A 26,694-nucleotide genomic window follows, 5' to 3' on the forward strand; every position below is an offset into this window, starting at 1 on the left:
CTTATTCACGATAAATCCCTACGCTGGGCGCATCTCCGGCATAACCCCAGGCGCGATACATCCCTTCACTATTGAAAGGGAGTGCAATATTTCCTTCACGATCGACGGCGATCAGCCCGCCGCTACCGCCCAGCGCAGGCAATTTTTCCATGACCACCGCCTCACAGGCTTCGTGCAGACTTAAACCGCCATAATCCATCAGCGCGGCGATATCATAAGCAGCCAGCGCGCGGATAAAAACTTCCCCGGTTCCGGTACAGGAGACCGCCACACTGGCGTTATTGGCATAACACCCCGCGCCAGGCAACGGACTGTCCCCTACCCGCCCCGGTAATTTATTGGTCATCCCGCCTGTCGAGGTTGCCGCCGCCAGGTTTCCCTGCTTATCCAGCGCCACCGCACCAACGGTGCCCATTTTTTTCGTTTCATCCAGCGGTGCACCGCCGTGATCCAGCGCGGTCTGCCCTGCCGCGCGGGCGGCTAGCAGCTGCGCATAACGCTCCGGCGTGGAAAAAAGATCGGGCGACACCGGCTCCATGCCCTCGGCAAAGGCGAATTTCTCTGCCCCTTCTCCCACCAGCAACACATGTGGGCTACGCTCCATCACCAGGCGCGCCGCGAGAATGGGATTGCGTAAACGGCTCACACCAGCCACTGCACCTGCGCGCAACGAATACCCGTCCATCACGCAGGCGTCCAGCTCATGGGTTTCATCGCGGGTAAAAACAGAACCAATGCCCGCGTTAAACAGCGGACACTCTTCAAGTAAGCGTACGGCCTCCGTCACCACATCCAGCGCGCTTTCACCTGCATTGAGCATCTTCTGGCCGGATTCGACAATGGCCGAGAGTGCGGCAATGTACTGCCGTTCCTTTTCCGGACTCCGTTGCGCACGGGAGATGGTTCCTGCGCCACCGTGAATTACAATTACCGCTTTGGTCATTTTTTATCGCCCGGTCAGGATAGATTGCTGCTTTTTCTATAAATATCATTATCGTCGTCACAGCTTCATACAATTTTTGAATATAGAAAGTCGATCCTGCGATGTAAAGCAGGCATCTGAGTATGGCACTTGAGGAGTACATGCAGTCATGCCTCGTTTTCTGCCATAATGGCCCCTTTCTCGCGTGGTGCTGGAGTAAATTATGGAATATACCGCAGGCTTGATCCCGCTGGATTCGGCCCTGGCGCAAATGCTGTCCCGCGTTTCGCCACTCACAGAGAGCGAAACCTTACCGCTGCTGAGCTGTTTTGGTCGCATTGTGGCGCAGGACGTGATTTCACCGCTGAATGTGCCGGGTTTTGACAATGCCGCAATGGACGGTTATGCCGTCCGTCTGGCCGATATCGCAAAAGGTGAACCGCTACCGGTTGCCGGAAAAGCGTTCGCCGGCCAGCCATTTCACGGCGAGTGGCCAGCAGGCACCTGCGTGCGCATCATGACCGGCGCCCCTGTTCCGGCTGGCTGTGAAGCCGTGGTCATGCAGGAAGAGACCGAGCAAACCGACGCCGGCGTGCGCTTTACCGGTAAGGTTAAAGCCGGGCAAAACATCCGCCTGTTGGGTGAAGATATTCGCGCGGGTGCCGCCGTGTTCAGCGCCGGAAAAAAACTGACCGCCGCCGAACTGCCGGTACTCGCGTCGCTGGGCATTGCCGAGGTGGCGGTAATCCGCAAAATCCGCGTGGCGCTCTTTTCCACTGGCGATGAGCTGCAACTGCCAGGCCAGCCGCTGGCAGATGGACAAATTTACGATACCAATCGCCTGACGGTGCACCTGATGCTGGAACAGCTGGGCTGCGAGGTCATCAACCTTGGCATCGTGCGTGACGATCCCGCTATTCTGCGCGAGACCTTTATCACCGCCGATCGGCAGGCCGACGTGGTGATCAGCTCTGGCGGCGTGTCGGTGGGTGAAGCGGATTACACCAAAACTATCCTTGATGACGTGGGTGAAATCACCTTCTGGAAACTCGCCATCAAGCCCGGCAAACCGTTCGCCTTCGGCAAGCTCAGTCATAGCTGGTTCTGTGGATTACCCGGTAACCCGGTCTCCGCCGCGCTGACCTTCTATCAGTTAGTACAGCCGCTGCTGGCGAAACTGAGCGGGAACACCGCCAGCCCGCTGCCGCTTCGTCTGCGCGCCCGCGCAGCAACCCGCCTTAAGAAAACGCCGGGGCGCCTTGATTTCCAGCGTGGCATCCTCAGCCGCGATAGCGACGGCGAGCTGATTGTCAGCACCACCGGCCCGCAGGGGTCGCACATCTTCAGTTCGTTTAGTCAGGGCAACTGCTTTGTGGTGCTGGAGCGTGAGCGTAGCCATGTGGAAGCAGGCGAATGGGTCGAGGTTGAAACCTTTAACCATCTCTTCGGGGGCTAAGATGGCAGATGCGCTGAGCGATGAAGAGATGCTGCGCTATAACCGACAGATTATTCTGCGCGGCTTCGATTTTGACGGGCAGGAGCGGTTAAAAGCATCGCGCGTGCTGGTGGTAGGATTGGGCGGTCTTGGCTGCGCGGCTGCGCAATATTTGGCCGCAGCCGGTATTGGTCAGATGACGCTGCTGGATTTCGATACCGTGGCGCTCTCCAACCTTCAGCGCCAGACGCTGCACAGCGACGCGACGATTGGCGAGCCGAAGGTGGCGTCCGCCAAAACCGCCCTGGCGCGCATCAACCCGCATGTTCAACTCGACAGCCTTAACGCCCTGCTGGATGAAAGCGCCTTAGCAGCGCAGATTGCCGCCCACGATCTGGTGCTGGATTGCACGGATAATGTCGCCATTCGCAACCAGCTTAACGCCGGATGTTTTGCGCATAAGATCCCGCTGGTCTCCGGTGCCGCCATTCGTATGGAGGGGCAAATCAGTGTTTTTACCTGGGTGGACGGCGAGCCCTGCTACCGCTGTCTGAGCCGTCTGTTTGGCGAAAACGCGCTGACCTGTGTTGAAGCGGGCGTGATGGCGCCGCTGGTCGGGGTGATCGGTTCACTGCAGGCGCTGGAGGCGATAAAAGTGCTGACGCACTATGGCGTGCCCGCCACCGGAAAAATCGTGATGTATGACGCAATGACCTGCCAGTTCCGTGAGATGAAGCTGATGCGCAACCCCCAGTGTGAGGTGTGCGGGGGGTAAAACAGCAAAAGGCAACGTGAGTTGCCTTTTTAGACACCGCCCCGGCTGACGCTGCGCTTAGCCGGGCTACCCTGGCACCGGCACTGCCTGTACCCCGGACAAGGCGTTTACGCCGCCATCCGGGAAATAAGTTAATGCGCAATCTCCAGCCTCGCGCCCACTCTCCGTGAAGCAACAGAGCGTACCGGGCTCAATCACTATCCGTTCAAACACCGCCAGCAGCCTTGTTCGAATTTCGCGACAGCGACCTTCGCCGCAAGCGCGGTGATAAATGGTTGCCGCATTCAGCGGACGTGTAATCGGTTCAGAATCTGCCCGAGAGTTGACCCTCATCAATATAACTTTCATTCGAAAGTAATTTAATCTTCATATGCAATATGAGGGTGACCTATGATTTTCAACATTCAACGCTATTCAACCCATGATGGCCCGGGGATTCGCACCGTCGTCTTTCTGAAAGGCTGTTCATTAGGTTGCCGCTGGTGTCAAAACCCGGAGAGCCGCGCTCGTGGCCGCGAGGTGCTGTTTGATGCCAGGCTGTGCCTGGAAGGCTGCAATCTTTGCCAGCAGGCCGCCCCACAGGCCATCACCCGGGCGCTTAACGGCCTGCTGATAGCGCGTGAAAATCTGACGGAGTTCGACCTTGATGCCCTGACCGATTGCTGCCCGACCCAGGCGCTGATCGTCTGTGGGGAGCAAAAATCTGTCGATGACATCATGGCGACGGTATTGCGCGACAAAGCCTTTTATACCCGCAGCGGTGGCGGTATTACGCTTTCCGGCGGCGAGCCGTTTATGCAGCCGGAGCTGGCCTGCTCCCTGTTTAAAGCCAGCCATGAACAGGGCATTCACACCGCCGTTGAAACCTGCCTGCATGTGCCCTGGCACTACATTGAGCCCTCCCTGCCTTATGTGGATCTGTTTCTTGCCGACCTGAAACATGTGGAGAGTAGCGCGTTCAGGCAGTGGACCGACGGCAGCGCCAGACGCGTGCTGGATAACCTGAAACGGCTGGCGCGTGCGGGTAAACAGATGACCATCCGCGTACCGCTGATTCCTGGCTTCAATGCCGATGAAAAATCCATTTCCGATATCACTAATTTCGCCGCTGACGAACTGAACGTTCGCGAGATTCACTTTTTGCCCTACCACACGCTGGGCATGAATAAATACACCTTACTCAGTCAACCCTACACCGCTCCTGACAAGCCGCTTGATGCACCGGCGTTACTGGCATTCGCCCGAAACTACGCCTGCCAGAAAGGGCTGACAGCGATATTACGAGGATAATCTCATGACAACTTTGCAACTCTCGACCCTGACCGACCGTATTAAAGCGCACAAGAACGCGCTGGTGCATATTGTAAAACCGCCGGTTTGTACTGAGCGCGCACAGCACTACACCGAGATGTATCAGCAGCATATGGATAAGCCCATTCCGGTTCGCCGCGCATTGGCGCTGGCCCATCATCTGGCGGAGCGCACCATCTGGATCAAACACGACGAACTGATCGTCGGCAACCAGGCAAGCGAAGTGCGTGCCGCGCCTATTTTCCCGGAATATACCGTCGCCTGGATTGAAAAAGAGATCGATGACCTGGCCGATCGTCCTGGTGCGGGCTTTGCGGTGAGCGAAGAAAATAAACGGGTACTGCACGCCATTTGCCCATGGTGGCGTGGTCAGACCGTTCAGGATCGCTGCTACGGTATGTTTACCGATGAGCAAAAAGCCTTGCTGGAAACCGGCATCATTAAAGCCGAAGGCAATATGACGTCGGGCGACGCGCATCTGGCGGTGAACTTCCCGCTGCTGCTGGAAAAAGGGTTGGACGGCCTGCGCCATAAAGTGGATGAGCGCCGTTCCCGCATTAACCTCACCGTGCTGGAAGATTTGCACGGCGAACAGTTCCTGAAAGCAATTGATATCGTGCTGAATGCCGTCAGCCAGCATATTGAACGTTTCGCCGACCTCGCCCGCCAGATGGCCGGTGCAGAAACCCGCGCCAGCCGCCGGGATGAGCTGCTGGCGATAGCGGAAAACTGCGATGTGATTGCCCATGAGCCGCCAAAAACGTTCTGGCAGGCACTGCAGTTGTGCTACTTCATTCAATTGATCCTGCAGATTGAATCCAATGGCCACTCGGTTTCTTTCGCTCGTATGGATCAGTATCTCTACCCCTGGTACCGCCGCGACGTAGAGCTGAACCAGTCCATCGATCGCGAAACGGCCATTGAGCTGCTGCACAGCTGCTGGCTGAAACTGTTAGAAGTGAACAAAATCCGCTCCGGCTCGCACTCCAAAGCCTCTGCGGGCAGCCCGCTGTACCAGAACGTCACCATTGGTGGACAGATGCTGGTAAACGGTGCACCGATGGACGCCGTCAACCCGCTTTCTTACGCGATTCTGGAGTCCTGCGGCCGCCTGCGCTCCACACAGCCGAACCTGAGCGTGCGCTATCACGCGGGTATGAGTAACGACTTTCTCGATGCCTGCGTACAGGTGATCCGCTGCGGCTTCGGGATGCCGGCATTTAACAATGATGAAATCGTGATCCCTGAATTTATTAAGCTTGGCGTCGAACCGCAGGATGCGTACGACTACGCAGCGATTGGTTGTATCGAAACCGCCGTCGGCGGCAAATGGGGTTATCGCTGCACCGGGATGAGTTTTATCAACTTTGCCCGCGTGATGCTGGCGGCGCTGGAAGGTGGACGCGATGCCACCAGCGGCAAAATCTTCCTGCCGCAGGAACATGCGTTGTCGAAAGGCAATTTCACCCGCTTCGACGAGGTGATGGCCGACTGGGACAGGCAGATTCGTTACTACACCCGCAAATCTATTGAGATTGAGTATGTTGTCGACACCATGCTCGAAGAGAACGTCCACGATATTCTCTGTTCCGCACTGGTAGATGACTGTATTGAGCGGGCAAAAAGCATCAAACAAGGTGGCGCGAAGTATGACTGGGTATCCGGCCTGCAGGTGGGCATCGCCAACCTGGGTAATAGCCTCGCAGCGGTAAAAAAACTGGTCTTCGAGCAGGGTATTATCGGGCAACAGCAGCTCGCCGAGGCGCTGGCCGCCGATTTTGACGGTCTGACGCATGAGCAGTTACGCCAGCGTTTGATTAACAGCGCACCTAAGTATGGCAATGATGATGACAGCGTGGATACGTTGCTGGTACGCGCTTATCAGACCTATATTGACGAGCTGAAAAATTACCACAACCCGCGTTATGGGCGCGGCCCGATTGGCGGCAATTATTACGCCGGGACCTCCTCTATCTCCGCGAATGTGCCCTTTGGCGCGGCCACCATGGCGACACCGGACGGGCGTAAAGCCAGAACGCCGCTCGCCGAAGGGGCAAGCCCGGCGTCGGGTACTGACCACCTCGGCCCAACGGCAGTGATTGGTTCCGTGGGCAAACTGCCGACGGCGGCGATCCTCGGCGGCGTGCTGCTTAACCAGAAGCTGAACCCGGCGACGCTGGAGAACGATAGCGACAGGCAGAAACTGATGATGCTGCTGCGGACCTTCTTTGAGGATCACAAGGGCTGGCATATTCAGTACAACATTGTGTCGCGTGAGACGCTGCTGGAGGCGAAAAAACACCCGGATCAGTATCGCGATTTGGTGGTGCGTGTTGCAGGGTATTCCGCCTTCTTCACCGCCCTGTCGCCGGATGCCCAGGATGACATTATCGCGCGTACCGAGCATACGCTTTAACGTTCCCTCCCGGCTGGCGCTGCGCTTAGCCGGGCTACCTCACTTCCCTCAAGGGAGAGGGCGCAAACAGCAAAAACGGCAACCAGAGGGTTGCCGTTTTGCTTTTACTTTCGAATGAAATAAATTTGTGCTTCAGGTCACAGTGTTATTACAATGTTACGAGTGGTACCCAGACCAGGAGCTTATGTATGACTGTAAAAGTTATCGTCACTGATATGGACGGAACTTTTCTTGACGACGCCAAACAATACGACCGCGATCGTTTTATGGCGCAGTTTGCCCAACTCAGGCAGCGTGATATTGAATTTGTCGTCGCCAGCGGCAACCAGTATTACCAGCTCATTTCCTTTTTCCCGGAGCTGAAAGATCAGATCTCGTTTGTCGCCGAAAACGGCGCGCTGGTCTTCGAACACGGCCAGCAACTCTTTCACGGTGAGCTTACCCGTCACGAAGCACAGGTGGTTATCGGCGAATTACTCAAAGACAAAGCGCTGAATTTTGTCGCCTGTGGGCTGGAAAGCGCATGGGTCAGCGAAAACGCGCCGGATAGCTTTATCGACCTGATGGCAAAGCACTATCATCGTCTGCAACGCATCAGCGACTACCACCAGATCAACGATACCCTGTTCAAATTCTCGCTCAATTTACCGGACAGCGATATCCCGCAATTAATTGATAAGTTACATGTTTCGCTCGATGGCATCATGAAACCTGTGACCAGCGGCTTTGGTTTTGTCGACCTGATTATCCCTGGTTTGCACAAAGCCAACGGCATTACCCGTTTGCTCAAACGCTGGCACGTCTCCCCGCAGGCGTGCGTGACGATAGGTGACAGCGGCAACGACGCCGAAATGCTGCGCATGACCGATTTTTCCTTCGCGATGGGGAATGCCAGCGATGCCATTAAAGCCATTGCCCGTCATCGCACCGATGACAACAACCACCAGGGCGCACTGAATGTGATTCAGGCGGTTCTGGACGGCACCCCGCCGTTCCAGTGATATTGTCTGCCGGAGTCTTCGCTCCGGCACCTTCCCTTCTCGCTTTCCTGCCCTTCTTTCAGCTTTGTGCTCTGCATCAAGTTTTTAAACTTGCATTAACTTATTTTTAACTTAAATTATCACTTGTAAGCTTAATTACTTTCGAATGAAAGATTACGAGGTCATTATGACGTTCACCAGCGAAACTTTACCCGTCGACCATAAAGCGGCTATCCGGCAAATGAAGCAGGAATTGCGCCAGCAAATGGGGGACGTGAAAGCCGTATTCAATCAACTCCACGCGCGGATTAGCCAGCGTGTCGCAGAGATCAACGCGTTAAAGGCACAGGGCGAGGATGTCTGGCCGGTCATTCCCTTTGAAGATGTGAAACAGGGACGGGTAAGCGAGCAACAGCGCGCGCTGATTAAACAACGCGGCTGTGCGGTGATCAAAGGGCATTTCCCTCGCGAGCGAGCGCTCGGCTGGGACCGCGATATGATGGCCTATCTTGAGCAAAACCATTTTGACGATGTTTACAAAGGGCCGGGTGATAACTTCTTCGGCTCTCTCGATGCTTCCCGGCCGGAAATTTACCCTATCTATTGGTCACAGTCACAAATGCAGGCGCGCCAGAGCGACGAAATGGCCGCTGTGCAGTCGTTCCTCAACCGCCTGTGGCGCTTTGAAAGCGAAGGGACAACATGGTTTGACCCGGATGTCAGCGTGATTTATCCGGACCGCATTCGACGCCGTCCACCGGGAACGACATCAAAAGGTTTAGGCGCTCATACCGATTCAGGCGCACTGGAACGCTGGCTGCTGCCGGCATATCAACGGGTATTTGCTAACGTCTTTAACGGTCGGCTGGACGAATACGATCCGTGGGATGCCGCGCATCGTACCGAGGTGGAAGAGTACACCGTCGAGAACACCACCAAATGTTCGGTATTTCGCACCTTCCAGGGCTGGACGGCGCTGTCCGATATGATCCCCGGCCAGGGGTTGTTGCATGTCGTGCCGATCCCGGAAGCGATGGCGTATGTACTGCTTCGCCCACTGCTTGACGATGTGCCGGAAGATGAATTGTGCGGTGTGGCACCGGGCAAGGTGCTACCCATCTCTGAGAAATGGCATCCGCTGCTGATAGAGGCGTTAACCTCTATCCCGGCGCTGGAAGCGGGAGACTCCGTCTGGTGGCATTGCGATGTGATTCACTCCGTCGCTCCGGTAAACGATCAAAAGGGCTGGGGTAACGTGATGTATATTCCCGCCGCCCCCCTGTGCGAGAAAAACCTCGCCTGGGCGCGTAAAGCAAAAGTCGCGCTGGAAAATGGCGCTTCGCCAGGTGATTTTCCGCGCGAAGATTATGAAGCGAACTGGGAAGGGCGCTTCACGCAGGCTGATTTGAACGAGTATGGAAAACGGGCGCTGGGGATGAACTAAACGTCATAAAGCCCTTCCCGCTCCACGGCGGTACGTCGTTGCCCCGGACGTATCCGCCGAACCGACTCTCTCACCACCAGCATGCCATTAATCAACAGTGAGCCAATTGCCGCCTGCGGGCGAATCAGCCGTTGCTGCAGCATATAAACCGCCTCAGTGCCGAGTTCATCACGCGGCACATGAACCGCCGTCAGCGGCACGTCCTGAATCGCCGCCAGGTTGAAGGCGTCAATGCTCATCACCGAGACATCCTGCGGAACGCGTAAACCGCGCTGCTGCAACGCCCGTACGGTCCCTTCTGCCATAAAATCTCCCCCGACTAAAAAGGCGGTCGGCGGATTTTTATGTGCGGCGCCATCGAGCCACTCCGCAACCCGCGACTGCGCTTCTCTTGCGCTAAAACTCGGCACCGTTATCAGATCGCGCTTGCTTTGAAAGCGCAAATTTCGCTGCTGCCAGGCGTCTTTAATGCCCGCCAGACGTAGATCCATGGTATAGCGGCGCAGGCACATTACGACCACCATATCGCGATGGCCGGAATCGAACAGATAGTCAGCGGCAAACTCACCAATCGCCCGGTGATCCGGAGCGACCGTCGGCAGACGCATCCGCTTATCGCGGCAGTTAATCAGTACGCAAGGTTTGGCAAAGTCTGCTGCCAGTTCGTGAATGTGCGGATCGTCAATCCCCAATAAAATTGCCGCCTGGGTTTCCGGCTCATTCATTCGTGCAATAAAGGCATTCGCATCGCTGTCCAGCTCTTCCAGCGGGCAATAACGCAACCGCACCTCGTGGGAATCCAGTGCCTTGCTAATGCTCTGAATTACCCGGTAATAAAAGATATCGGAGCGCTCATCGAATGCCCTCTGTGGCGCGAAGATCACCAGGTTATTGAGCAGCAACCGCCCGGCGGCAATCCCGTCCATTACCCCTAATTCACGCGCACATTCCAGCACCAGGCGTCGGGCCGTTTCGCTGGTATTGGCCTTCCCTGCCAGCACGCGGGAAACGGTGCTGGTCGACAGGTTGGTGCGCCGGGCGATTTCAGTGATTTTTAGCTTTTTATCCATTCTGTGATCTTGCTCCGTTTCCGCGATGGGAAAATTTTCATGAAACATAAGTCTCATGAATACTGGTCCGGGAAGCATAGTGCCCTTTTCTTTGGCGAATTGATGAGAATCCTTGCACAAAATCCACTTTGGCTGCCCCTTTTTCTCCCCTAACGTAAAGATGTCGTACAACTTCCATACTAGTTGTCGGTGTATTTCAGGCTAAAGCAGAAAAAAATCCCCATGCGGTCCAGATCGGTATAACAAATTTCGAATGGCCCGCAACGACTTCCCTACAGAACGGTGCGTGGAGAAAAAAATGAGCCAGGGAATCAACAATAATGAAGTGGTGGCAAGTAAAAGCCGCCGGATAGTTAAAAAGTTACGCTGGTGGATGCTGGTCCTGTTTTTACTGGGCGTCACGGTAAACTACATCACCCGTAACTCACTCGGTATTCTTGCCCCCGAACTGAAAACCAGTATGGGGATCACAACCGAACAGTACTCCTGGATTGTGGGTGCTTTTCAACTGGCCTATACCCTTTTTCAGCCGCTATGCGGTTGGCTGATTGACGTCATTGGCCTGAAAGTCGGCTTTATGATCTGCGCCATTATCTGGGCCATCGCCTGTATCGCCCATGCCGGAGCCGGAAGCTGGTTGCAACTGGCTATTTTGCGCTTCACGATGGGGGCATCCGAAGCGGCCGCTACGCCGGCGAACGCCAAAACGCTGGGTGAATGGTTCCCGAAATCAGAGCGCCCGGTTGCTGCAGGCTGGGCTGGCGTCGGTTTCTCGATTGGCGCCATGCTGGCACCACCCATTATCTATTTCGCCCACGCCTCTTTTGGCTGGCAGGGCGCCTTTATGTTTACCGGTGTTCTGGCGCTGGTGTGGGTGCTGCTGTGGTGGGCGTTTTACTCTAACCCGGAAAAACACCCGAACCTGAGCAAGGAAGAACTGGCCTACATTAAGCAGGACAACGAAGCGCCTGCGGTCAAACTTCCTTTCTTTACGGCGCTGAAAACCGTCGCCAAAAACAGACGTTTTTACGGTATCGCCATCCCGGCGTTTATGGCTGAACCGGCCTGGGCCGTGCTGAGCTTTTGGGTCCCCCTGTATCTGGCGAAAGAGCACGGAATGGACCTTAAGCAAATCGCCATGTTTGCCTGGCTCCCCTTCCTTGCCGCCGATCTGGGCAGCGTGGCGAGCGGTTATCTCACCAAACTGTATACCCGCTGGTTCGGCTGCTCCCGGGTAAACTCGGTAGTGGCAAGCTCCGTCACCGGCGCGTTTCTGATGATCTCGTTGGGCATCGTCGCGATAACCCGCGATCCCTATATCACTATCGTGCTGATCTCTATCGGCGGCTTCGGCCACCAAATCATCTCCTGCATGCTGAGCGCGCTGGTCGTGGAGTCCTTTGATAAAGGCCAGATGGCAACCGTTAACGGCATGCGCGGTTCCGCGGCATGGATAGCCAGCTTCCTCTTCTCTCTGCTCATTGGCGTTACCGCTGACAAAATAGGTTTCAATCCGCTGTTTATCGCCATGGGCTTTTTTGACCTGATTGGGGCCATTTTCCTGGTGTCATTTATTGCTGAACGTCGCGCAAAACGCGTCTGATTATGGATGTCTGATATGAAAATTTTGAAAAACTGGACCTTACAAAAACAGGCGGCTCACCATATTGAACTGTTGGTGGATGGGCAACATACGCTATGCCTGTATGTGCTGGAACCGACGCTGTTTCGCGTGCTGTTAAAACGTAAAGGTGAACTGGCGCTGGACAGGACCTGGAGCATTGCGCCCGGGCAGGATGTACCATGGGAAGGCCGTAACCGTGAAGATATCAGCGGTTTCAGTTGCCCGGACTGGACGCTTGAGCAACAGGATCAGCAATTGGTTATCGCCACCGAAGCGCTACGAGTCACCGTACACCAGCCTTTGTGGCTGGAATGGCACTACCGTAATGAGGCCGGAGAGTGGCAATGGCTGGCAGGCGATCGCCCCACCAGCGCCTATCAACTTAATGCGCATGGCGACGGCGTCGCGCATTACCTCAGCCGTAAAAAAGATGAGCGGTTTTACGGTCTGGGCGAGAAGGCTGGCAATTTGCAGCGTAACGGCAAGCGTTTTGAGATGCGCAATCTGGATGCGATGGGCTATAACGCGGCCAGTACCGATCCACTTTATAAACATATTCCGTTTACCCTCACCCGCCGGGACGACATCAGCTACGGTCTGTTTTATGACAACCTGAGCAGTTGCTGGCTGGATTTAGGTAATGAAATCGATAATTACCATACCGCCTATCGCCGCTGGCAGGCCGAAGCGGGCGATATCGATTATTACCTGTTTACCGGCGCGCGGGCGCTGGATGTCACCAAAGCGTTTGTCCGCCTGACCGGAAAGACCCTGTTCGGGCCGAAGTGGAGTCTGGGCTACAGCGGTTCCACCATGCATTACACCGATGCGCCGGATGCGCAAAACCAGCTGATGAACTTTATCCGTCTGTGTGAAGAACACGCGATTCCCTGCGATTCGTTCCAGCTCTCTTCGGGCTATACCTCGATTAATGGCAAGCGCTATGTCTTTAACTGGAACTACGACAAAGTGCCGCAACCCAACGTCATGAGTCAGGCCTTCCACGATGCGGGCCTGAAACTGGCGGCCAATATTAAGCCGTGCCTGTTGCAGGACCATCCGCGCTATCCGGAAGTGGCAGAGAAAGGTCTGTTTATTCGCGATTCAGAAACGGATGCGCCTGAACGTTCAAGCTTCTGGGACGATGAAGGGTCTCACCTCGACTTTACCAATCCACAGACCGTCAAATGGTGGCAAGAAGGGGTCACCACGCAACTGCTGGAGATGGGTATCGACTCAACGTGGAATGACAACAACGAGTTTGAAGTGTGGGACGGTGAAGCACGCTGCTACGGTTTTGGCCGCGAGATTGCCATCAAACATATTCGCCCGGTGATGCCGCTGCTGATGATGCGAGCCTCGCTGGAAGCACAGCAACGGTTTGCCCCGGATAAACGTCCGTACCTGATTTCCCGTTCCGGCTGCGCCGGGATGCAACGTTATGTACAAACCTGGAGCGGCGATAACCGGACCAGTTGGGAAACATTGCGTTTCAACACCCGAATGGGGCTGGGGATGAGCTTGTCCGGGCTGTATAACGTGGGGCACGATGTGGGCGGCTTCTCCGGTGATAAACCGGATGCTGAGCTGTTTGTTCGCTGGGTACAAAACGGCGTGATGCACCCGCGTTTCACCATCCATTCGTGGAATGACGATCACACGGTGAACGAGCCGTGGATGTATCCGGGTGTGACGCCTGCCATTCGCAACGCGATTGAACTGCGTTATCGCCTGCTGCCCTATTTTTATACCCTGTTGTGGCAGGCGCATGCGGATGACGAACCGATGCTGCGACCGACCTTTCTCGATCATGAGAATGACACACAGACATTTGAAGAGTGCGACGACTTCCTGCTCGGCCGCGATATTCTGGTGGCCAGCGTGGTCGAAGAAGGTCAGCGCCAACGCCGTGTCTGGCTGCCTGCGAATGAGACCGGCTGGTATGATTTTTATACCCATGAATGGTTCTGCGGCGGGCAGTGGATTGTGCGCGACGCGCCGCTGGAAAAACTGCCATTGCTGGTCCGCGCGGGGGCGGGGTTGCCGCTCAGCGAGCGAATCAAACACGTTAGCGCGACGGCGGATGATACCCGTGAGCTGAAACTGTTCCCGGTGAAAGGGACGGGGCGTTCAGCCGGGTTGCTGTTTGAGGATGACGGTGAGAGCTGGGGTTATCAGAACGGGAATGCCCTGTGGCTGGAATGGGAAATGGTGTGCGACGCGACAACCGTCAACCTGAAGATCAGCGCGAGCGGGGATTATCGTCCGGCGTGGAAGGCGCTGAAGGTGTCGTTACCGGCGGGGGAAAAACGTAAGCTTTTGATCAACGGCGAAGAGCGGAGCGAGTGGGTGCGATAGTCCCCTCGCCCCGGCCCTCTCCCAAAAGGGCTGAGGAATCCCCGGTAATCTTACGTTTTACAGCGATAACGCCGCTTAATACGCATAAAACAGTGACAGCGATGACAGGGCCCGGCTGAAAATCGATGAGGCGCTGGCGGCTGACCGGGGCCGCCCACAGGGAAGCGGGCGGAGGGGATAGCCTGCAAGGACGCAGGCTGGTCCCCGACCCGACAGTCAGACGACATAAGCCTCATGGACCGCGCCAGCGGCGATTTTCCTGGCCGGGAGCCCGGGTCGCCAGGGGGGGGCGGTGAGCCACCCTGGCACGCTCACGGGTTCTGTCGCGACAGAAAAGCAAGGAACATAAGGTGAACGGAACGACCATCAGAGCCGCATTTTCCCCCTCACCCTGGCCCTCTCCCTCAGGGAGAGGGGACCGTTCGTGCTCGCATTTTTGTGGGGATTCCTCACCCTATGGGGGGAGGGGTTATTGGCTTACTCGATACCTTTACTGCGCAGGTAATCTTCGTAATTACCCGTAAAGTCGATGACTTTCTCCGGCGTAATCTCAATCACACGGGTCGCCAGCGAGCTCACAAACTCACGGTCGTGAGAGACGAAAATCAGGGTGCCCTGATACATCTCCAGCGCCATGTTCAGCGATTCGATCGATTCCATATCCAGGTGGTTGGTCGGTTCGTCCATCACCAGAATATTGGGTTTTTCCATCATTAGCTTGCCGAACAACATGCGGCCTTTCTCGCCACCGGACAGCACCTTCGCGGGCTTTTTAATATCGTCCTGGCTGAACAGCAGACGACCCAGAATGCTGCGCACCGCCTGCTCGTCATCCCCCTCTTGTTTCCACTGGCTCATCCAGTCAAACACGGTGAGGTCGTTTTCAAACTCGTACTCATGGTCCTGCGCATAATAACCAATCTGCGCATTTTCTGACCACTTCACGCTCCCTTTGTCCGCTTCCAGTTCACCCACCAGCGTTTTCAGCATGGTGGATTTACCCACGCCGTTCGCACCGAGGATAGCGAGCTTCTCACCCACTTCCAGCAGCAGATTAACGCCTTTAAACAGCGGACCTTCATCAAACCCTTTGGCGAGGGCTTCCACTTCCAGCGCGTTACGAAACAGTTTCTTATCCTGCTCAAACCGGATGAATGGGTTCTGACGGCTGGAGGCTTTAACTTCTTCCAGTTTGATTTTATCAATCTGGCGCGCACGGGATGTCGCCTGACGAGATTTAGACGCGTTCGCGCTAAAGCGGCTAACAAACGACTGCAGATCGGCAATCTGCGCTTTCTTCTTGGCGTTATCCGCCAGCAGACGTTCGCGCGCCTGGGTTGCCGCCGTCATATATTCGTCGTAGTTGCCCGGATAAACGCGCAGCTCGCCGTAATCCAGGTCAGCCATGTGGGTACAGACCATATTCAGGAAGTGACGGTCGTGCGAAATGATGATCATGGTGCTGTTACGCTCGTTGAGCACCTGCTCCAGCCAACGAATGGTATCGATGTCCAGGTTGTTCGTCGGTTCGTCGAGCAGCAGGATGTCAGGATTGGAAAACAGCGCCTGTGCCAACAGTACACGCAGTTTCCAGCCTGGCGCCACTTCGCTCATCGGACCGTAATGTTGCTCAACCGGGATCCCGACGCCGAGCAGCAGTTCGCCTGCGCGCGCTTCGGCGGAGTAACCGTCCATCTCGCCATACTGTGTTTCGAGATCGGCGACTTTATAGCCGTCCTCTTCGCTCATTTCGGCCAGACCGTAGATACGGTCACGCTCCTGCTTCACTTCCCACAATTCACCGTGGCCCATGATCACGGTGTCGAGGACGGTGAACTCTTCAAAGGCGAACTGATCCTGGCGAAGCTTACCGATGCGTTCATTTGGATCGAGCGAGACATTCCCCAGCGTCGGCTCTAAATCGCCGCCGAGGATTTTCATAAAGGTGGATTTACCGCTCCCGTTGGCGCCGATCAGGCCGTAACGGTTGCCGCCGCCAAATTTGACGGAAATGTTTTCAAACAGCGGCTTGCTGCCGAACTGCATGGTGACGTTGCTGGTGACTAACACGGAATTATCCTGAAATGTGTGACAAACACCCTATTATGCCACAATTCCGAATTAGATTCCTGCCCGGAAACGAAGGGCTAAAATGAAACCAAAGGGAAAAAAGTGTGATTTCGTACACATCTCAATTCCCTGTGCGCGGGAATGCACATATAATGCGCTCCCATCTATTAGAAAGAACCATTAACCTAACGGCCTGTGGCACGAATCTCGCACACCATGAATATGAAATTAACAACGCTTTTAGCGGCGGCGTTTGCCGTCGTGGGCTTTTGCAAAACCGCGTCTGCTGTAACTTATCCGCTTCCGACCGATGGCAGCCGAGTGATCGGTCAAAACCAGGTCGTAACCATTCCAGAGAACAACAGCCAGCCGCTGGAGTACTTTGCCGCGCAATATCAGATGGGTCTTTCCAACATGCTGGAAGCGAACCCGGGTATTGATGCCTACCTGCCGAAAGGCGGTACGGTGATGAACGTACCTCAGCAGCTGATTCTGCCGGATACCGTCCATGAAGGTATCGTTATCAACAGCGCCGAAATGCGTTTGTACTATTACCCGGCAGGCACCAAAACCGTTATCGTTCTGCCGATCGGTATTGGCCAGTTGGGTAAAGACACCCCGATTGCCTGGACCACCAAAGTAGAACGTAAGAAAGCCGGTCCGACCTGGACCCCGACGGCGAAAATGCACGCTGAATATGCGGCCGCAGGTCAACCGCTGCCGCCAGTGGTTCCGGCAGGCCCGGATAACCCGATGGGTCTGTACGCACTGTACATTGGCCGTCTGTACGCTATCCACGGCACCAACGCCAACTTCGGTATCGGCCTGCGCGTAAGCCACGGCTGTGTGCGTCTGCGTAACGACGACATCAAATTCCTGTTCCAGAACGTACCAGTCGGCACGCGCGTACAGTTTATCGATGAGCCGGTAAAAGCCACCACCGAGCCGGATGGCAGCCGTTACATCGAAGTACACAACCCGCTGTCCACCACCGAAGCGCAGTTCAATGGCGGCGAAATCGTACCGATCGCGCTGACGAAAAGTGTCCAGAGCGTGACCAGCCAGTCTGACGTTGACCAGAATATCGTCGACCAGGCGGTGCAGAACCGTTCCGGTATGCCGGTTCGTATAAACTGATCCTTACGCAAGCATGAAAAAAGCGGGTTTAAAACCCGCTTTTTTTATCCGTTATTCACCACTTTTATCCGTTATTCACCACAATGATGCCGCCATGATCATAGCGGTAGCGGCAATGGGCGTACTCCAGCGGTGTGCCGTCCTCCAGATAAATCACCTGCTCTACTTCCAGCACCGGATCCGTCTCGTCACAGTTCAGGTATTCCCTGTCCTCAACGCCAGGTTTCAATGCGCGCACGATGCGGTAAGAACCCATGATTTTAAGCGCCAGATCGTCCTGCACATAACGAAACACCGAACTTTCCAGATGTCCACGGTTAAGACCCGGCACCAGATTTACCGGCATCAGGGTAAATTCCAGCGACACCGGCTCCCCTTCCAGCAGGCGTAAGCGATTAAAGTCATAGACCGGCTCGTCAGGGCCTAGCAGTAACGAGTCCTGTTCTTTCTCCGTCGGGAAACGCAGTTCAAATTTGATGATTTTGCTGGTGACCTGCCCCACATTTTCCCAGGTCTTGGTTGCGCCGTAATAGTCACTGCCCGGTAAATCCCAGCGGGAGAGTTGCATAAAATTCTTGCGCACAAAGGTGCCCAATCCTTTGCGGGTATAGACCAGCCCTTCGACAATCAGCTGACGCATCGCCTGCTGGATGGTCATGCGGCTGGTCCTGAATTCCGCCGCAAGGGCAAACTGATCGGGCAATGGCTCACTGGCCGAATACTGCTGACTCAGGATCCGATGTTTAATTTCGCGCGCAATAGAAATGTATTTCGACGCCATTGCCTTTCCTTCTTATTATTCAGCTATCCCATTGTTTCTTAAGGCCACTCTCTCGGCTATTTTGAGGAAAGGCAGGTAGAAGAATACACCAAAGACGATGATTATCAACTGAACCACTACCGCTCGCCAGTCTCCCGCTGTCGCCAGCCAGGCGCTTAGAATAGGCGGTGTCGTCCACGGGATCATCACCACGCAACGCGACATCCACCCCAGCGTGGTACACAGCCAGGCAAAGTAAATACCGATGGCCGGTAGCAGAACAAAGGGGATCATCAGCGGCAGGTTAAAGACAATCGGCAGACCGAAAATAACCGGTTCGTTAATGTTAAACAGCCCCGGTGAAATCGACAGCCGTGCCACCTGTTTCGCCGATTTCTGCCGGGAGAAAATGAATATCGCCAGCAACAGGGAAATCGTACTCCCCGTCCCGCCAATCATGCCGAAGGTCGGCACAAAGATATTATTAATGATATGTGGAATCGGCTGACCATTGGCAAAGGCCAGCATATTTTCATTGGTGTTGATAAGCAGGAACGGTTCCAGAATCACCCCATTCACCACCGACTGATGAATACCCAGAGTAAACAAGAAGTTGCCGAAACTATAAATAAAAATCGTCCCTGGCAGGCTGGTGTTAATCAGCCGCAGCGGTTGCTGGATAAGTGTGGTGATCAGATGAATTAAATCGGTATGCAGCACATTTGCCATTACGGCGGCGATCACCGCGAATGTCGACAGGGTGATAATGGTCGGAATCAGCGCGGAAAAGGATTTACCCACCGCTGGCGGTACATTTTCACCCAGCGAAATATTCAGCTTTTCGATGCCTGCGATGCGAATAAACAGCTCTGTCGACAACAAGCCAATAATCACCCCGGCGAAAATGCCGGTGGAGCCGATATTGGCAAAAGAGAGCATCTGGCTGACGGTAACCGTCGTTTTCGCCCCGTCCGGCACCACCTCCAGATGCATCGGCATCATCATTATGTAGCTGGAGAGCGCGATAACCACCGCCGAGACCGGGTTATCAAAATTGCGATTGCGCGCCAGAGACCAGGCGGTCATGGGCGCAATCAATAGAGCAGCAATATTCAACGTACCGTTGATGACCGCCTCCCCCCAGACCTTAAAGCGCACTAACGTCTCGCCCTCCAGTACCCACGGGAACACCACGTTATTGACCAGAACCGCCAGGCCGGCAAGGATAAAAATCGGCATGACGGCGGCAAACGCGTCCCTTAAGGAACGCAGATGGACCTGGTTAGCCAGGCGAGCGGAAAAATCGACGAACTTATCCACAAAAGACTGCATGTTCGCTGTTGTATTTGTTTCAGGCATCATGGTCTCCCTTCGTTCGGCATCAAACGGTACGCGGCTCTTTACAGTTCGCGGCCATTGCTGTGAATCACCTGTTTTAACCAGGCATAGCTGCGTTTTGGCACGCGTTTGAGATCTTTAAGGTCATGGTTTTCGCGATTGACGTAGACCACGCCATAACGCTTACGCATATCGCCCTGTGAGCTCAGAATGTCGATAAGCCCCCAGCCGAGATAGCCCACGACCTGCGCGCCATCTTCAAAAATGGCGTCTTTCATCGCCTGCAGGTGATCCCGGTGATAGGCAATGCGGTAATCGTCATTAATCGGATTCACCCCATCCCACGTTTCAATCACGCCGATACCGTTTTCAATGGGGAAAACAGGTAAACGCCAGTCGTTATAGTAGCGGGTGATAATGGCGCGAAAACCGAGAGGGTCTATCTGCCAGTTCCATTCAGTGGCCTCAAGATACGGGTTAGGCACATCGCCCTGTTGCAGGTAATAGTTCACCGGCGCATCTGCGGCGATGGCGTCGCTGTCCAGTGTTTTGCTGGCGTAATAGCTAAACGCCATATAGTCGCTTTTCACCCGCGCAATCAGCGCCAGGTCATCCGCACGATAGATATCGCTAAAGCCTTCACGCTCAACGACCGCCATTACCGCCGGGCTATAGCCCTGGCCGGCAAACACGCGAAGGAGATTCTGATTGAGGAACTCATCATATTGCTGGGCGCAAAAAACATCGCGCGGTTTACAGGTCGCGGGATAGACAAGTTGATGCGCCAGCATACCGCCCATCAGCTTGCCGGGTTTAGTCTCATGCAGGTAGTGAGTGAGCTGTACATGAGCCATCATCACGTGATGCTGGATTTGATACAGTTCGCGCAATGTTTTGTCGCCACGCAGATAGCCGCTAACCCGAAACGCTTCCGGCATATGGTAGATATTCTGCTCGTTAAAGGTCAGCCACCAGGTGACGCGATCGCCAAAACAGTCGATCATCTTCTGTCCGTAACGGACAAACGCCTCCAGCACACGACGATCGGTAAAACCGTTATATTTTTCCGCCAGCGCCAGCGGCATGTCGAAATGGTACAGGCAGATCATCGGCGCAATGCCGCGGGCGATCAGATCATTGATAAAACGGTCATAGAAGGCGATGCCCTCCTCATTGAACGCGCCGTCGCCGTCCGGGCAGACGCGACTCCAGGCTATCTGAAAGCGGTAGCAATTCATGCCTAAATCGCGCATGTAATCAAAGTCTTCCTGATAACGATGGTAGGAATCGGTCGCCACTTTCCAGTCGGAAGCAAACTCGCTGGCTTCGCGGATATCGTAAACCGAGGGCCCTTTTCCGCCCTCATTCCATGCCCCTTCGGTCTGCATACTGGAAACGGAATTTCCCCATAAAAAGCCTGACGGCAGCGTTTTACTCATCTGGACATCTCCTTCATCATATGACTAGTCATTTAATTTATATGACTAGTCATATAGCCAAAGGTGAAAAGTCAGGCAAAACGAAAGGATCGTTTTTGTGAGCAAGCTTGAGAAATTAGACGGGAAGAAAAATCCCCGGTCAGCGAGATGCCGCCGGGGAAGATCAAAAGCGGGTTTACTTGTGGGCTAGCTGGTTACGGCGGTATTCGCCCTGACGTTCCAGCATCCAGCCGGGATATTCGCGCGGCAACGCACTCACCGCATCAAGCTGGCGGAGCTCGTCGTCGGTGAAGCGAATATGGGTGGCGGCGATATTATCATCAAGCTGATCGGGGCGTTTAGCGCCGATGATCACGCTGCTCACCACCGGCTGATGCAGCAGCCAGGCCAGCGCTATCTGTGCGACAGAGACGCCTTTTGCTTCGGCGATAGCGCGCATCACGTCGATGCAGTCAAATGCACGGTCTTTGTTTACCGGCGGGAAGTCAAACTCCAGACGACGACTGCCCTCTTCGCCTTTGCCATCGCGGCTGTATTTACCGCTCAGCAGGCCGCCCGCCAGCGGGCTCCAGACCATCAGGCCAACGTTTTCGCTTTGCAGCATCGGCGCCAGTTCACGTTCCAGGTCACGCCCGGCGATAGTGTAATAAGCCTGCAACGAGGCGAAACGTGCCAGCCCGAGGCGTTCAGAGATACCCAGCGCTTTGGCGATTTGCCATGCCGCCCAGTTAGAAACACCGATATAACGAACATGTCCATGCTGAACGAGATTATCCAACGCGTAGAGCATCTCTTCCATGGGGGTCGCCGGGTCAAAGCCATGCAACTGATAGAGATCGATATGATCCAGTTGCATTCGTCGCAGGCTCTCTTTTACGCTGCCAATAATGTGATAGCGGGAGCTGCCGCGTGAGTTCACGCCCGCCGTGCCGGTTTCGCCGAACACTTTAGTCGCCACCACCACATTTTCACGCGGCACTTTAAGATTTTTCAGTGCCTGGCCGGTAATTTGCTCGGAGCGGCCTTCGGAATAGACGTTGGCGGTATCAATAAAATTGATGCCTGCGTCCAGCGCGCTGCCGACCAGCTTGTCCGCCTGCGCCTGATCCAGTTGCCCAATTTTGCCCCACATGCCGCCCTCACCGCCGAACGTCATGGTCCCGAGGCACAGTTCAGAAACAAACAGACCGGTATTGCCGAGTTTTTGATAACGCATTTGGCGTCTCCTCACACTGTTGGTTGACGCAGATAGTTATACGCAATACGGCGTGCTGTGGAATGTGGCGATCCTGTCTGTTTCTTGCCCAATCCTCTAAACCTTATCCGCGCGGGGCGTCGCCAAACACCGAATACTCCGGCAAACGCACCTGCTGATAAGGCTCCCAGCCGCCGCCAAGCGCTTTATACAACGCCACTAAGTCCAGACTGCTCTGTACACGCGCCTGCGCACGCTGCTGCTCCGCCTGCGCCAGTTGACGTTGGGCATCAAGCACATCGATAAAACTGGCAATACCTTGCCGGTAACTGTCGCTGGCCAGCGTAAACGCGTTATGCAGCGCATCGAGGGTTTTATCCAGCCCGGCCTCGCGCTGCTGATCGGCGCGATAGCTGACCAGCGCATTTTCCACATCACCCAACGCTTCCAGCACCGTCTGGCGATAATTGAGCACCGCCGCGCCCTGCTGCGCGCGGGCCAGTTTCACGCTGGAGACCAGGCGCCCGCCCTGAAAGATAGGAATAGAAATCTGCGGACCGAAACTGTAGAAATGGCTGCTCCAGTCGGTGAGCCAGTCGGTCTCACTGTTACGCAAACCAAACTGCCCACTCAGCGTCAGGCTTGGGAAAAGCTGCGCGACGGAGACGCCAATTTGTGCCGTGGCGGCATGTAATGAGGCTTCCGCCTCACGAATATCCGGGCGTCTGCGGGCCAGCGTCGAGGGAATGCCGGTTGAAACCAGCGCAGGCAGCTTCGGCAATGGCTGCACATTCCTGAGCTCCCCGTCCAGCGCACCTGGCGGTTTGCCCAACAAAATCGCCAGCGCATTCATCGCCTGACGCTCCTGGGCCTGATACTGCGGTAGTTGCGCCTCCAGGCTCCCCACCTGAGCCCGGGCATTTTCCACGTCCATTTGCGGCGACAGCCCGCTACGCTGGCGGTTATCCGTCAGGGCAAAAGTTTGCTGCGCGGTCTCGATTTGCGTCTGCAACGTGGAGATTACGCTTTGTGCGCCGCGCAGTTGCAGCCACGCGCGCGCCACTTCCGCCTCCAGTGACACCAGCGCATCGTTGCGCTGCTCAATCGCCTGTTGCTGCTGTGCCTGCGCTCCTTCAACCTGACGACGCACTTTGCCCCAGAGATCCAACTCCCACTGCGCGTCGAAACTCCCCTGATAGAGGTTCACCGGCTGGGTTAATGCCCCCAACGCGCCGGCGATTTGCGGATCAACATTGTCCAGTTGGCCGTAAACATCATGAGATTTAAGCTCCCCTTCCAGCCCCAGTTGTTGACGCGTGGCTTTTACGCTGCCATTGACCGCTGGTAAAAATGCGCCGCCAGCCTGATTAATCTGTTCGCGCGCGCCTGCGATACGCAGCACTGTTTGTTGCAATGAGAGATTCCCGGCGATCGCACGCTCAATCAGACTATTGAGTTGCGGTGACTGAAAGCTGGTCCACCAGCGCGGATTAACCGCCTGCGACACGGCTTGAGAAGCCACGGTTTTATCGCCCGGATCGTTCCAGTGCGTTGGGGTTTGCGGCGATGGCTGCTGGTAATCCGGCCCCACGCTGCAGCCTGCCAGCCAAAGAGAGAGAAATGTCAGTGAAACACCACGCCTGGACATATTAATGTGCTCCTGCGCTGCCTTCGCTCTTAATGGGCGAAAGCAGTAAACAAAAAGGAATCAATAACAGTGCGACAATGCTGAGCAGCGTGAACACGTCGATATAAGCCAGAAAACGCGACTGCGCGATCATCGTTTTATACATCTGCCCCATTGCTGTATTCATCGGGTCACCCACCAGGGCAGTGAAATTGCGGATCGCTTGCGCCGATTCGCGTACCGCCAGTTGGAAGGGTTCATTAAGCGGCGACATGTTATATGCCAGATGCGCGCTGTGCGCCTGCGACCGTTCGGTTATCGCCGCCGTGGAAAGTGAAATACCCACCGATCCTGCGACATTACGGAACATCGTGAACAACGCGGCCGCATCGGCATTAAGCTGACGCGGAATGGTAATAAACGCGATGGTGGTCAGTGGCACAAACAGAAAACCCAGACCAATGGACTGCGCGCTGCGAAACAGCATCAGGGTTTCGAAATCAATATCCGGCGTCAGCGTTCGCGACCACCAGAACGAAGCCGCAAGGCAGAAAAAACCAAAGGCGATAATCCAGCGCGTCTGCACGGCAGGCATCAGTTTGAGCACCAGCGGGATAGTCAGCACAATCAATACCGCCCCCGGCGACAGCACCAGCCCTGACCAGGTGGCGGTGTAACCCAGATCCTGCTGCGCCAGTTGTGGGATCACCACCGAACTGCCATACAGGATCATCGCCATACCTGCCATCAGCAGACTGGAGACAGCAAAGTTTTTATCTGCCATACAGCGCAGATCAACGACCGGCTTTTTGGCGTACAGCAGCCAGTAAATCGCCCCGACAATGCCGACTGCCGTCAGCACGGCAAAAATACGGGTAAAATCAGAGGCAAACCAGTCCTCGTCCTCCCCACGGTCCAGCATCACCTGAAGGCAACCGAGTCCGAGGGCGATAAGGCCGATCCCAGGCCAGTCGATGGTCAATTTTTTGTCCGACTTGCGCTCCCACGGCGGGTCTTCCAGTAACTGATAAATCGCGAGCACCGTAACAATACCGACCGGGATATTGATAAAAAAGACCCAGCGCCAGGAGTAGTTATCGGTGATCCAGCCGCCCAGCGTCGGCCCCATTACGGGGGCAACAATGATCGCAATCGAAGAGAGACCAAACGCCTTACCACGATCCTCAGGCTTGAAGTAATCCAGCAGCACCGACTGCTGCGTTGGCTGTAAGCCGCCGCCAAAAAAGCCCTGCAATACGCGAAACAGGATGATTTGCCACAGCTCCGTCGCGATGCCGCACAAAAAGGAGCAAACGGTGAACATCACTATGCAAATCAGGAAAAACTGCTTGCGACCGAATACGCGGCTGAGAAACGCCGAAATGGGCAGCACGATACCATTGGCCACCAGATAACTGGTCAGCACCCAGGTGGATTCGTCGTAACTGGCGGAAAGCGAACCGGCAACATGCGGCAGGGCAACGTTGACGATGGTGGTATCGAGGATCTCCATAAAGACCGCCAGCGTCACCACCCAGGCAACGGCCCATGGATTACTGGCTGGTCGCCAGTTTTCATGGCTAACGTCAGTCATTCAACGGTTACCTTCGGTTCAACTGACAGGCCAAGCGGCAACGGACGATTCGTATCCAGCCCTTTATCAATGACGATTTTCACCGGTACGCGCTGAACGATTTTGACGAAGTTACCGGTGGCATTCTCAGACGGGAAGGCTGAAAACTTCGAGCCGCTCCCCTGTTGAATACTGTCAACATGCCCTTCCAGTTCCAGATCCGGCCAGGCATCGACCTTCACTGTGACTTTATTACCCGGACGCATGCGTTCAAGCTGAGATTCTTTAAAATTCGCCGTCACCCAGATTTGCGGTGAGATCAGGGAAAACAACGCCGTGCCCGCCTGGACCAGCGTGCCGGTTTGCACATTACGCTTGGTGACAAAACCGTCGAACGGCGCGCGAACCTCGGTCCAGGAGAGATTCAGCTCGGCAGTTTCAAGCTGTGCTTTCGCCTGATCCACCTGGCGCTGACGGGCCTCAACATTGGTCTCCTGCTGGCGAATCTGCAACTGCACCTGATCCGCCACTTCCAGTTGCGCCTGCGCGCTCGCCAGTTGTGCCTGCGCGCTGCGTAACTGGGCATTGGCGCTGTCGATATTTTGTTGCGTTGTGGCGCGAGGATCGACACCGCGCTGACGTTTATAAGCCGCCTGCGCATTGGCTAAATCCGCCTGCGCTTTCAGCACCTGTGCCCGCGCTTCATCGCGCTGAGCCGGATATTGTACTTTCGACAGATCCAGTTGCGCCTGCGCCTGGTGGAGCTGCGCCGTCGCCAGCCCAAGTTGCGCCTGCGCCTGATCGCGCTGCGCCGTGGCATCACGGGGATCGATGACGACCAGCAGATCGCCCTTTTTCACCTGCTGGTTATCCTTTACCCGCAATTCAGTGACGTAACCCGCCACTTTCGGCGCAATGGTAACCGCATCGCCGTCGGTAAACGCATCGTCTGTCGTCTCTTCATTGCAGGTAAGTAGCCACCACACCAGCGCAACAACAACCATTACTATCACAACAACGCCGAGGATAATGAGGGGCTTTTTACCGGGGCGTTTGCGGTTTTGCGTCTCTTCTGTTTGAGTTTCCTGCCCGTTCTCAGGGGCGGTTGAATGTTCTGCCATAGTACGCAACAGTCCTGTCAGTGAACGGCGTCACAATTACGCCGTTCACTAAACTTAGGCGGTAGCTATACATTTGCCAGGATAAACTGACAAATCAGC

20 protein-coding genes are annotated in these 26,694 nt (G+C 55.3%); 9 read left to right on the forward strand and 11 right to left on the reverse strand.

What is annotated here, in order from left to right:
• Position 1 precedes the first annotated feature (1 nt).
• Positions 2 to 943, reverse strand: coding sequence for a beta-aspartyl-peptidase (gene iaaA / locus AB182_RS17025; RefSeq protein WP_047371139.1), 942 nt, complete (start codon positions 941 to 943; stop codon positions 2 to 4).
• Between the two features lie 202 nt (positions 944 to 1,145).
• Between iaaA and moeA the strand changes: the two genes are divergently transcribed.
• Entirely contained in the window at positions 1,146 to 2,378 is a 1,233-nt protein-coding gene (gene moeA, locus AB182_RS17030; RefSeq protein ID WP_047371140.1) for a molybdopterin molybdotransferase MoeA, read from the forward strand.
• A gap of 1 nt (position 2,379) precedes the next feature.
• Positions 2,380 to 3,132, forward strand: a complete 753-nt coding sequence (gene moeB, locus AB182_RS17035; protein WP_047371141.1) for a molybdopterin-synthase adenylyltransferase MoeB — start codon at positions 2,380 to 2,382, stop codon at positions 3,130 to 3,132.
• Positions 3,133 to 3,198: 66 nt separating this feature from the next.
• Here the strand turns inward: moeB and AB182_RS32345 are convergent, their stop codons facing one another.
• On the reverse strand, positions 3,199 to 3,465 hold the full coding sequence (locus AB182_RS32345) for a hypothetical protein (RefSeq protein WP_139153710.1): 267 nt from the start codon (positions 3,463 to 3,465) through the stop codon (positions 3,199 to 3,201).
• 57 nt (positions 3,466 to 3,522) lie between these two features.
• Here AB182_RS32345 and AB182_RS17040 point away from each other — a divergent pair, with 57 nt between their 5' ends.
• From AB182_RS17040 to AB182_RS17055, 4 genes are all read left to right on the forward strand, one after another.
• Positions 3,523 to 4,422 (forward strand): glycyl-radical enzyme activating protein, encoded by a 900-nt coding sequence (locus tag AB182_RS17040; RefSeq protein ID WP_047371142.1) that lies wholly within the window; start codon positions 3,523 to 3,525, stop codon positions 4,420 to 4,422.
• A 4-nt stretch (positions 4,423 to 4,426) separates the two neighbouring features.
• The gene (locus AB182_RS17045; protein ID WP_047371143.1) at positions 4,427 to 6,859 is read left to right on the forward strand and encodes a formate C-acetyltransferase/glycerol dehydratase family glycyl radical enzyme; all 2,433 of its coding nucleotides are present in this window, start codon (positions 4,427 to 4,429) and stop codon (positions 6,857 to 6,859) included.
• Between the two features lie 188 nt (positions 6,860 to 7,047).
• Entirely contained in the window at positions 7,048 to 7,860 is an 813-nt protein-coding gene (locus AB182_RS17050) for a Cof-type HAD-IIB family hydrolase (RefSeq protein ID WP_047371144.1), read from the forward strand.
• A 166-nt stretch (positions 7,861 to 8,026) separates the two neighbouring features.
• Positions 8,027 to 9,283: a DUF1479 domain-containing protein gene (locus AB182_RS17055; RefSeq protein ID WP_047373337.1), complete on the forward strand. Its 1,257-nt coding sequence runs from the start codon at positions 8,027 to 8,029 to the stop codon at positions 9,281 to 9,283.
• On the opposite strand, the gene AB182_RS17060 is transcribed toward AB182_RS17055, so the two are convergent.
• Entirely contained in the window at positions 9,280 to 10,353 is a 1,074-nt protein-coding gene (locus AB182_RS17060; RefSeq protein ID WP_047373338.1) for a LacI family DNA-binding transcriptional regulator, read from the reverse strand. The two genes, AB182_RS17055 and AB182_RS17060, sit on opposite strands and share 4 nt — an antisense overlap.
• Before the next feature lie 298 nt (positions 10,354 to 10,651).
• On the opposite strand from AB182_RS17060, the gene AB182_RS17065 reads away from it, so the two are divergent.
• A complete protein-coding gene (locus AB182_RS17065; RefSeq protein WP_047371145.1) occupies positions 10,652 to 11,956 on the forward strand; it encodes an MFS transporter in 1,305 nt (434 codons plus the stop codon).
• Between the two features lie 15 nt (positions 11,957 to 11,971).
• On the forward strand, positions 11,972 to 14,335 hold the full coding sequence (locus AB182_RS17070) for a glycoside hydrolase family 31 protein (RefSeq protein ID WP_047371146.1): 2,364 nt from the start codon (positions 11,972 to 11,974) through the stop codon (positions 14,333 to 14,335).
• Positions 14,336 to 14,812: 477 nt separating this feature from the next.
• Here the strand turns inward: AB182_RS17070 and AB182_RS17075 are convergent, their stop codons facing one another.
• The gene (locus AB182_RS17075) at positions 14,813 to 16,405 is read right to left on the reverse strand and encodes an ABC-F family ATPase (protein WP_047371147.1); all 1,593 of its coding nucleotides are present in this window, start codon (positions 16,403 to 16,405) and stop codon (positions 14,813 to 14,815) included.
• A 216-nt stretch (positions 16,406 to 16,621) separates the two neighbouring features.
• On the opposite strand from AB182_RS17075, the gene ldtB reads away from it, so the two are divergent.
• Positions 16,622 to 17,542 (forward strand): L,D-transpeptidase, encoded by a 921-nt coding sequence (ldtB, locus tag AB182_RS17080; protein ID WP_047371148.1) that lies wholly within the window; start codon positions 16,622 to 16,624, stop codon positions 17,540 to 17,542.
• 64 nt (positions 17,543 to 17,606) lie between these two features.
• On the opposite strand, the gene AB182_RS17085 is transcribed toward ldtB, so the two are convergent.
• From AB182_RS17085 to AB182_RS17115, 7 genes are all read right to left on the reverse strand, one after another.
• On the reverse strand, positions 17,607 to 18,323 hold the full coding sequence (locus tag AB182_RS17085) for a GntR family transcriptional regulator (protein ID WP_047371149.1): 717 nt from the start codon (positions 18,321 to 18,323) through the stop codon (positions 17,607 to 17,609).
• 15 nt (positions 18,324 to 18,338) lie between these two features.
• A complete protein-coding gene (locus tag AB182_RS17090) occupies positions 18,339 to 19,661 on the reverse strand; it encodes a PTS sugar transporter subunit IIC (RefSeq protein ID WP_047371150.1) in 1,323 nt (440 codons plus the stop codon).
• A 41-nt stretch (positions 19,662 to 19,702) separates the two neighbouring features.
• Positions 19,703 to 21,079: a glycoside hydrolase family 1 protein gene (locus AB182_RS17095; protein WP_047371151.1), complete on the reverse strand. Its 1,377-nt coding sequence runs from the start codon at positions 21,077 to 21,079 to the stop codon at positions 19,703 to 19,705.
• A 175-nt stretch (positions 21,080 to 21,254) separates the two neighbouring features.
• Positions 21,255 to 22,295: an aldo/keto reductase gene (locus AB182_RS17100; protein WP_047371152.1), complete on the reverse strand. Its 1,041-nt coding sequence runs from the start codon at positions 22,293 to 22,295 to the stop codon at positions 21,255 to 21,257.
• Positions 22,296 to 22,398: 103 nt separating this feature from the next.
• Complete coding sequence (locus AB182_RS17105) at positions 22,399 to 23,922, reverse strand: efflux transporter outer membrane subunit (protein ID WP_047371153.1); 1,524 nt, start codon at positions 23,920 to 23,922, stop codon at positions 22,399 to 22,401.
• Between the two features lies 1 nt (position 23,923).
• Positions 23,924 to 25,495: a DHA2 family efflux MFS transporter permease subunit gene (locus AB182_RS17110; protein WP_047371154.1), complete on the reverse strand. Its 1,572-nt coding sequence runs from the start codon at positions 25,493 to 25,495 to the stop codon at positions 23,924 to 23,926.
• The gene (locus AB182_RS17115; protein WP_047371155.1) at positions 25,492 to 26,595 is read right to left on the reverse strand and encodes an HlyD family secretion protein; all 1,104 of its coding nucleotides are present in this window, start codon (positions 26,593 to 26,595) and stop codon (positions 25,492 to 25,494) included. The genes AB182_RS17110 and AB182_RS17115 overlap by 4 nt, the downstream gene beginning before the upstream one ends.
• Positions 26,596 to 26,694 lie beyond the last annotated feature (99 nt).

The organism is Phytobacter ursingii (assembly GCF_001022135.1).
Classification (GTDB): Bacteria; Pseudomonadota; Gammaproteobacteria; order Enterobacterales; family Enterobacteriaceae; genus Phytobacter; species Phytobacter ursingii.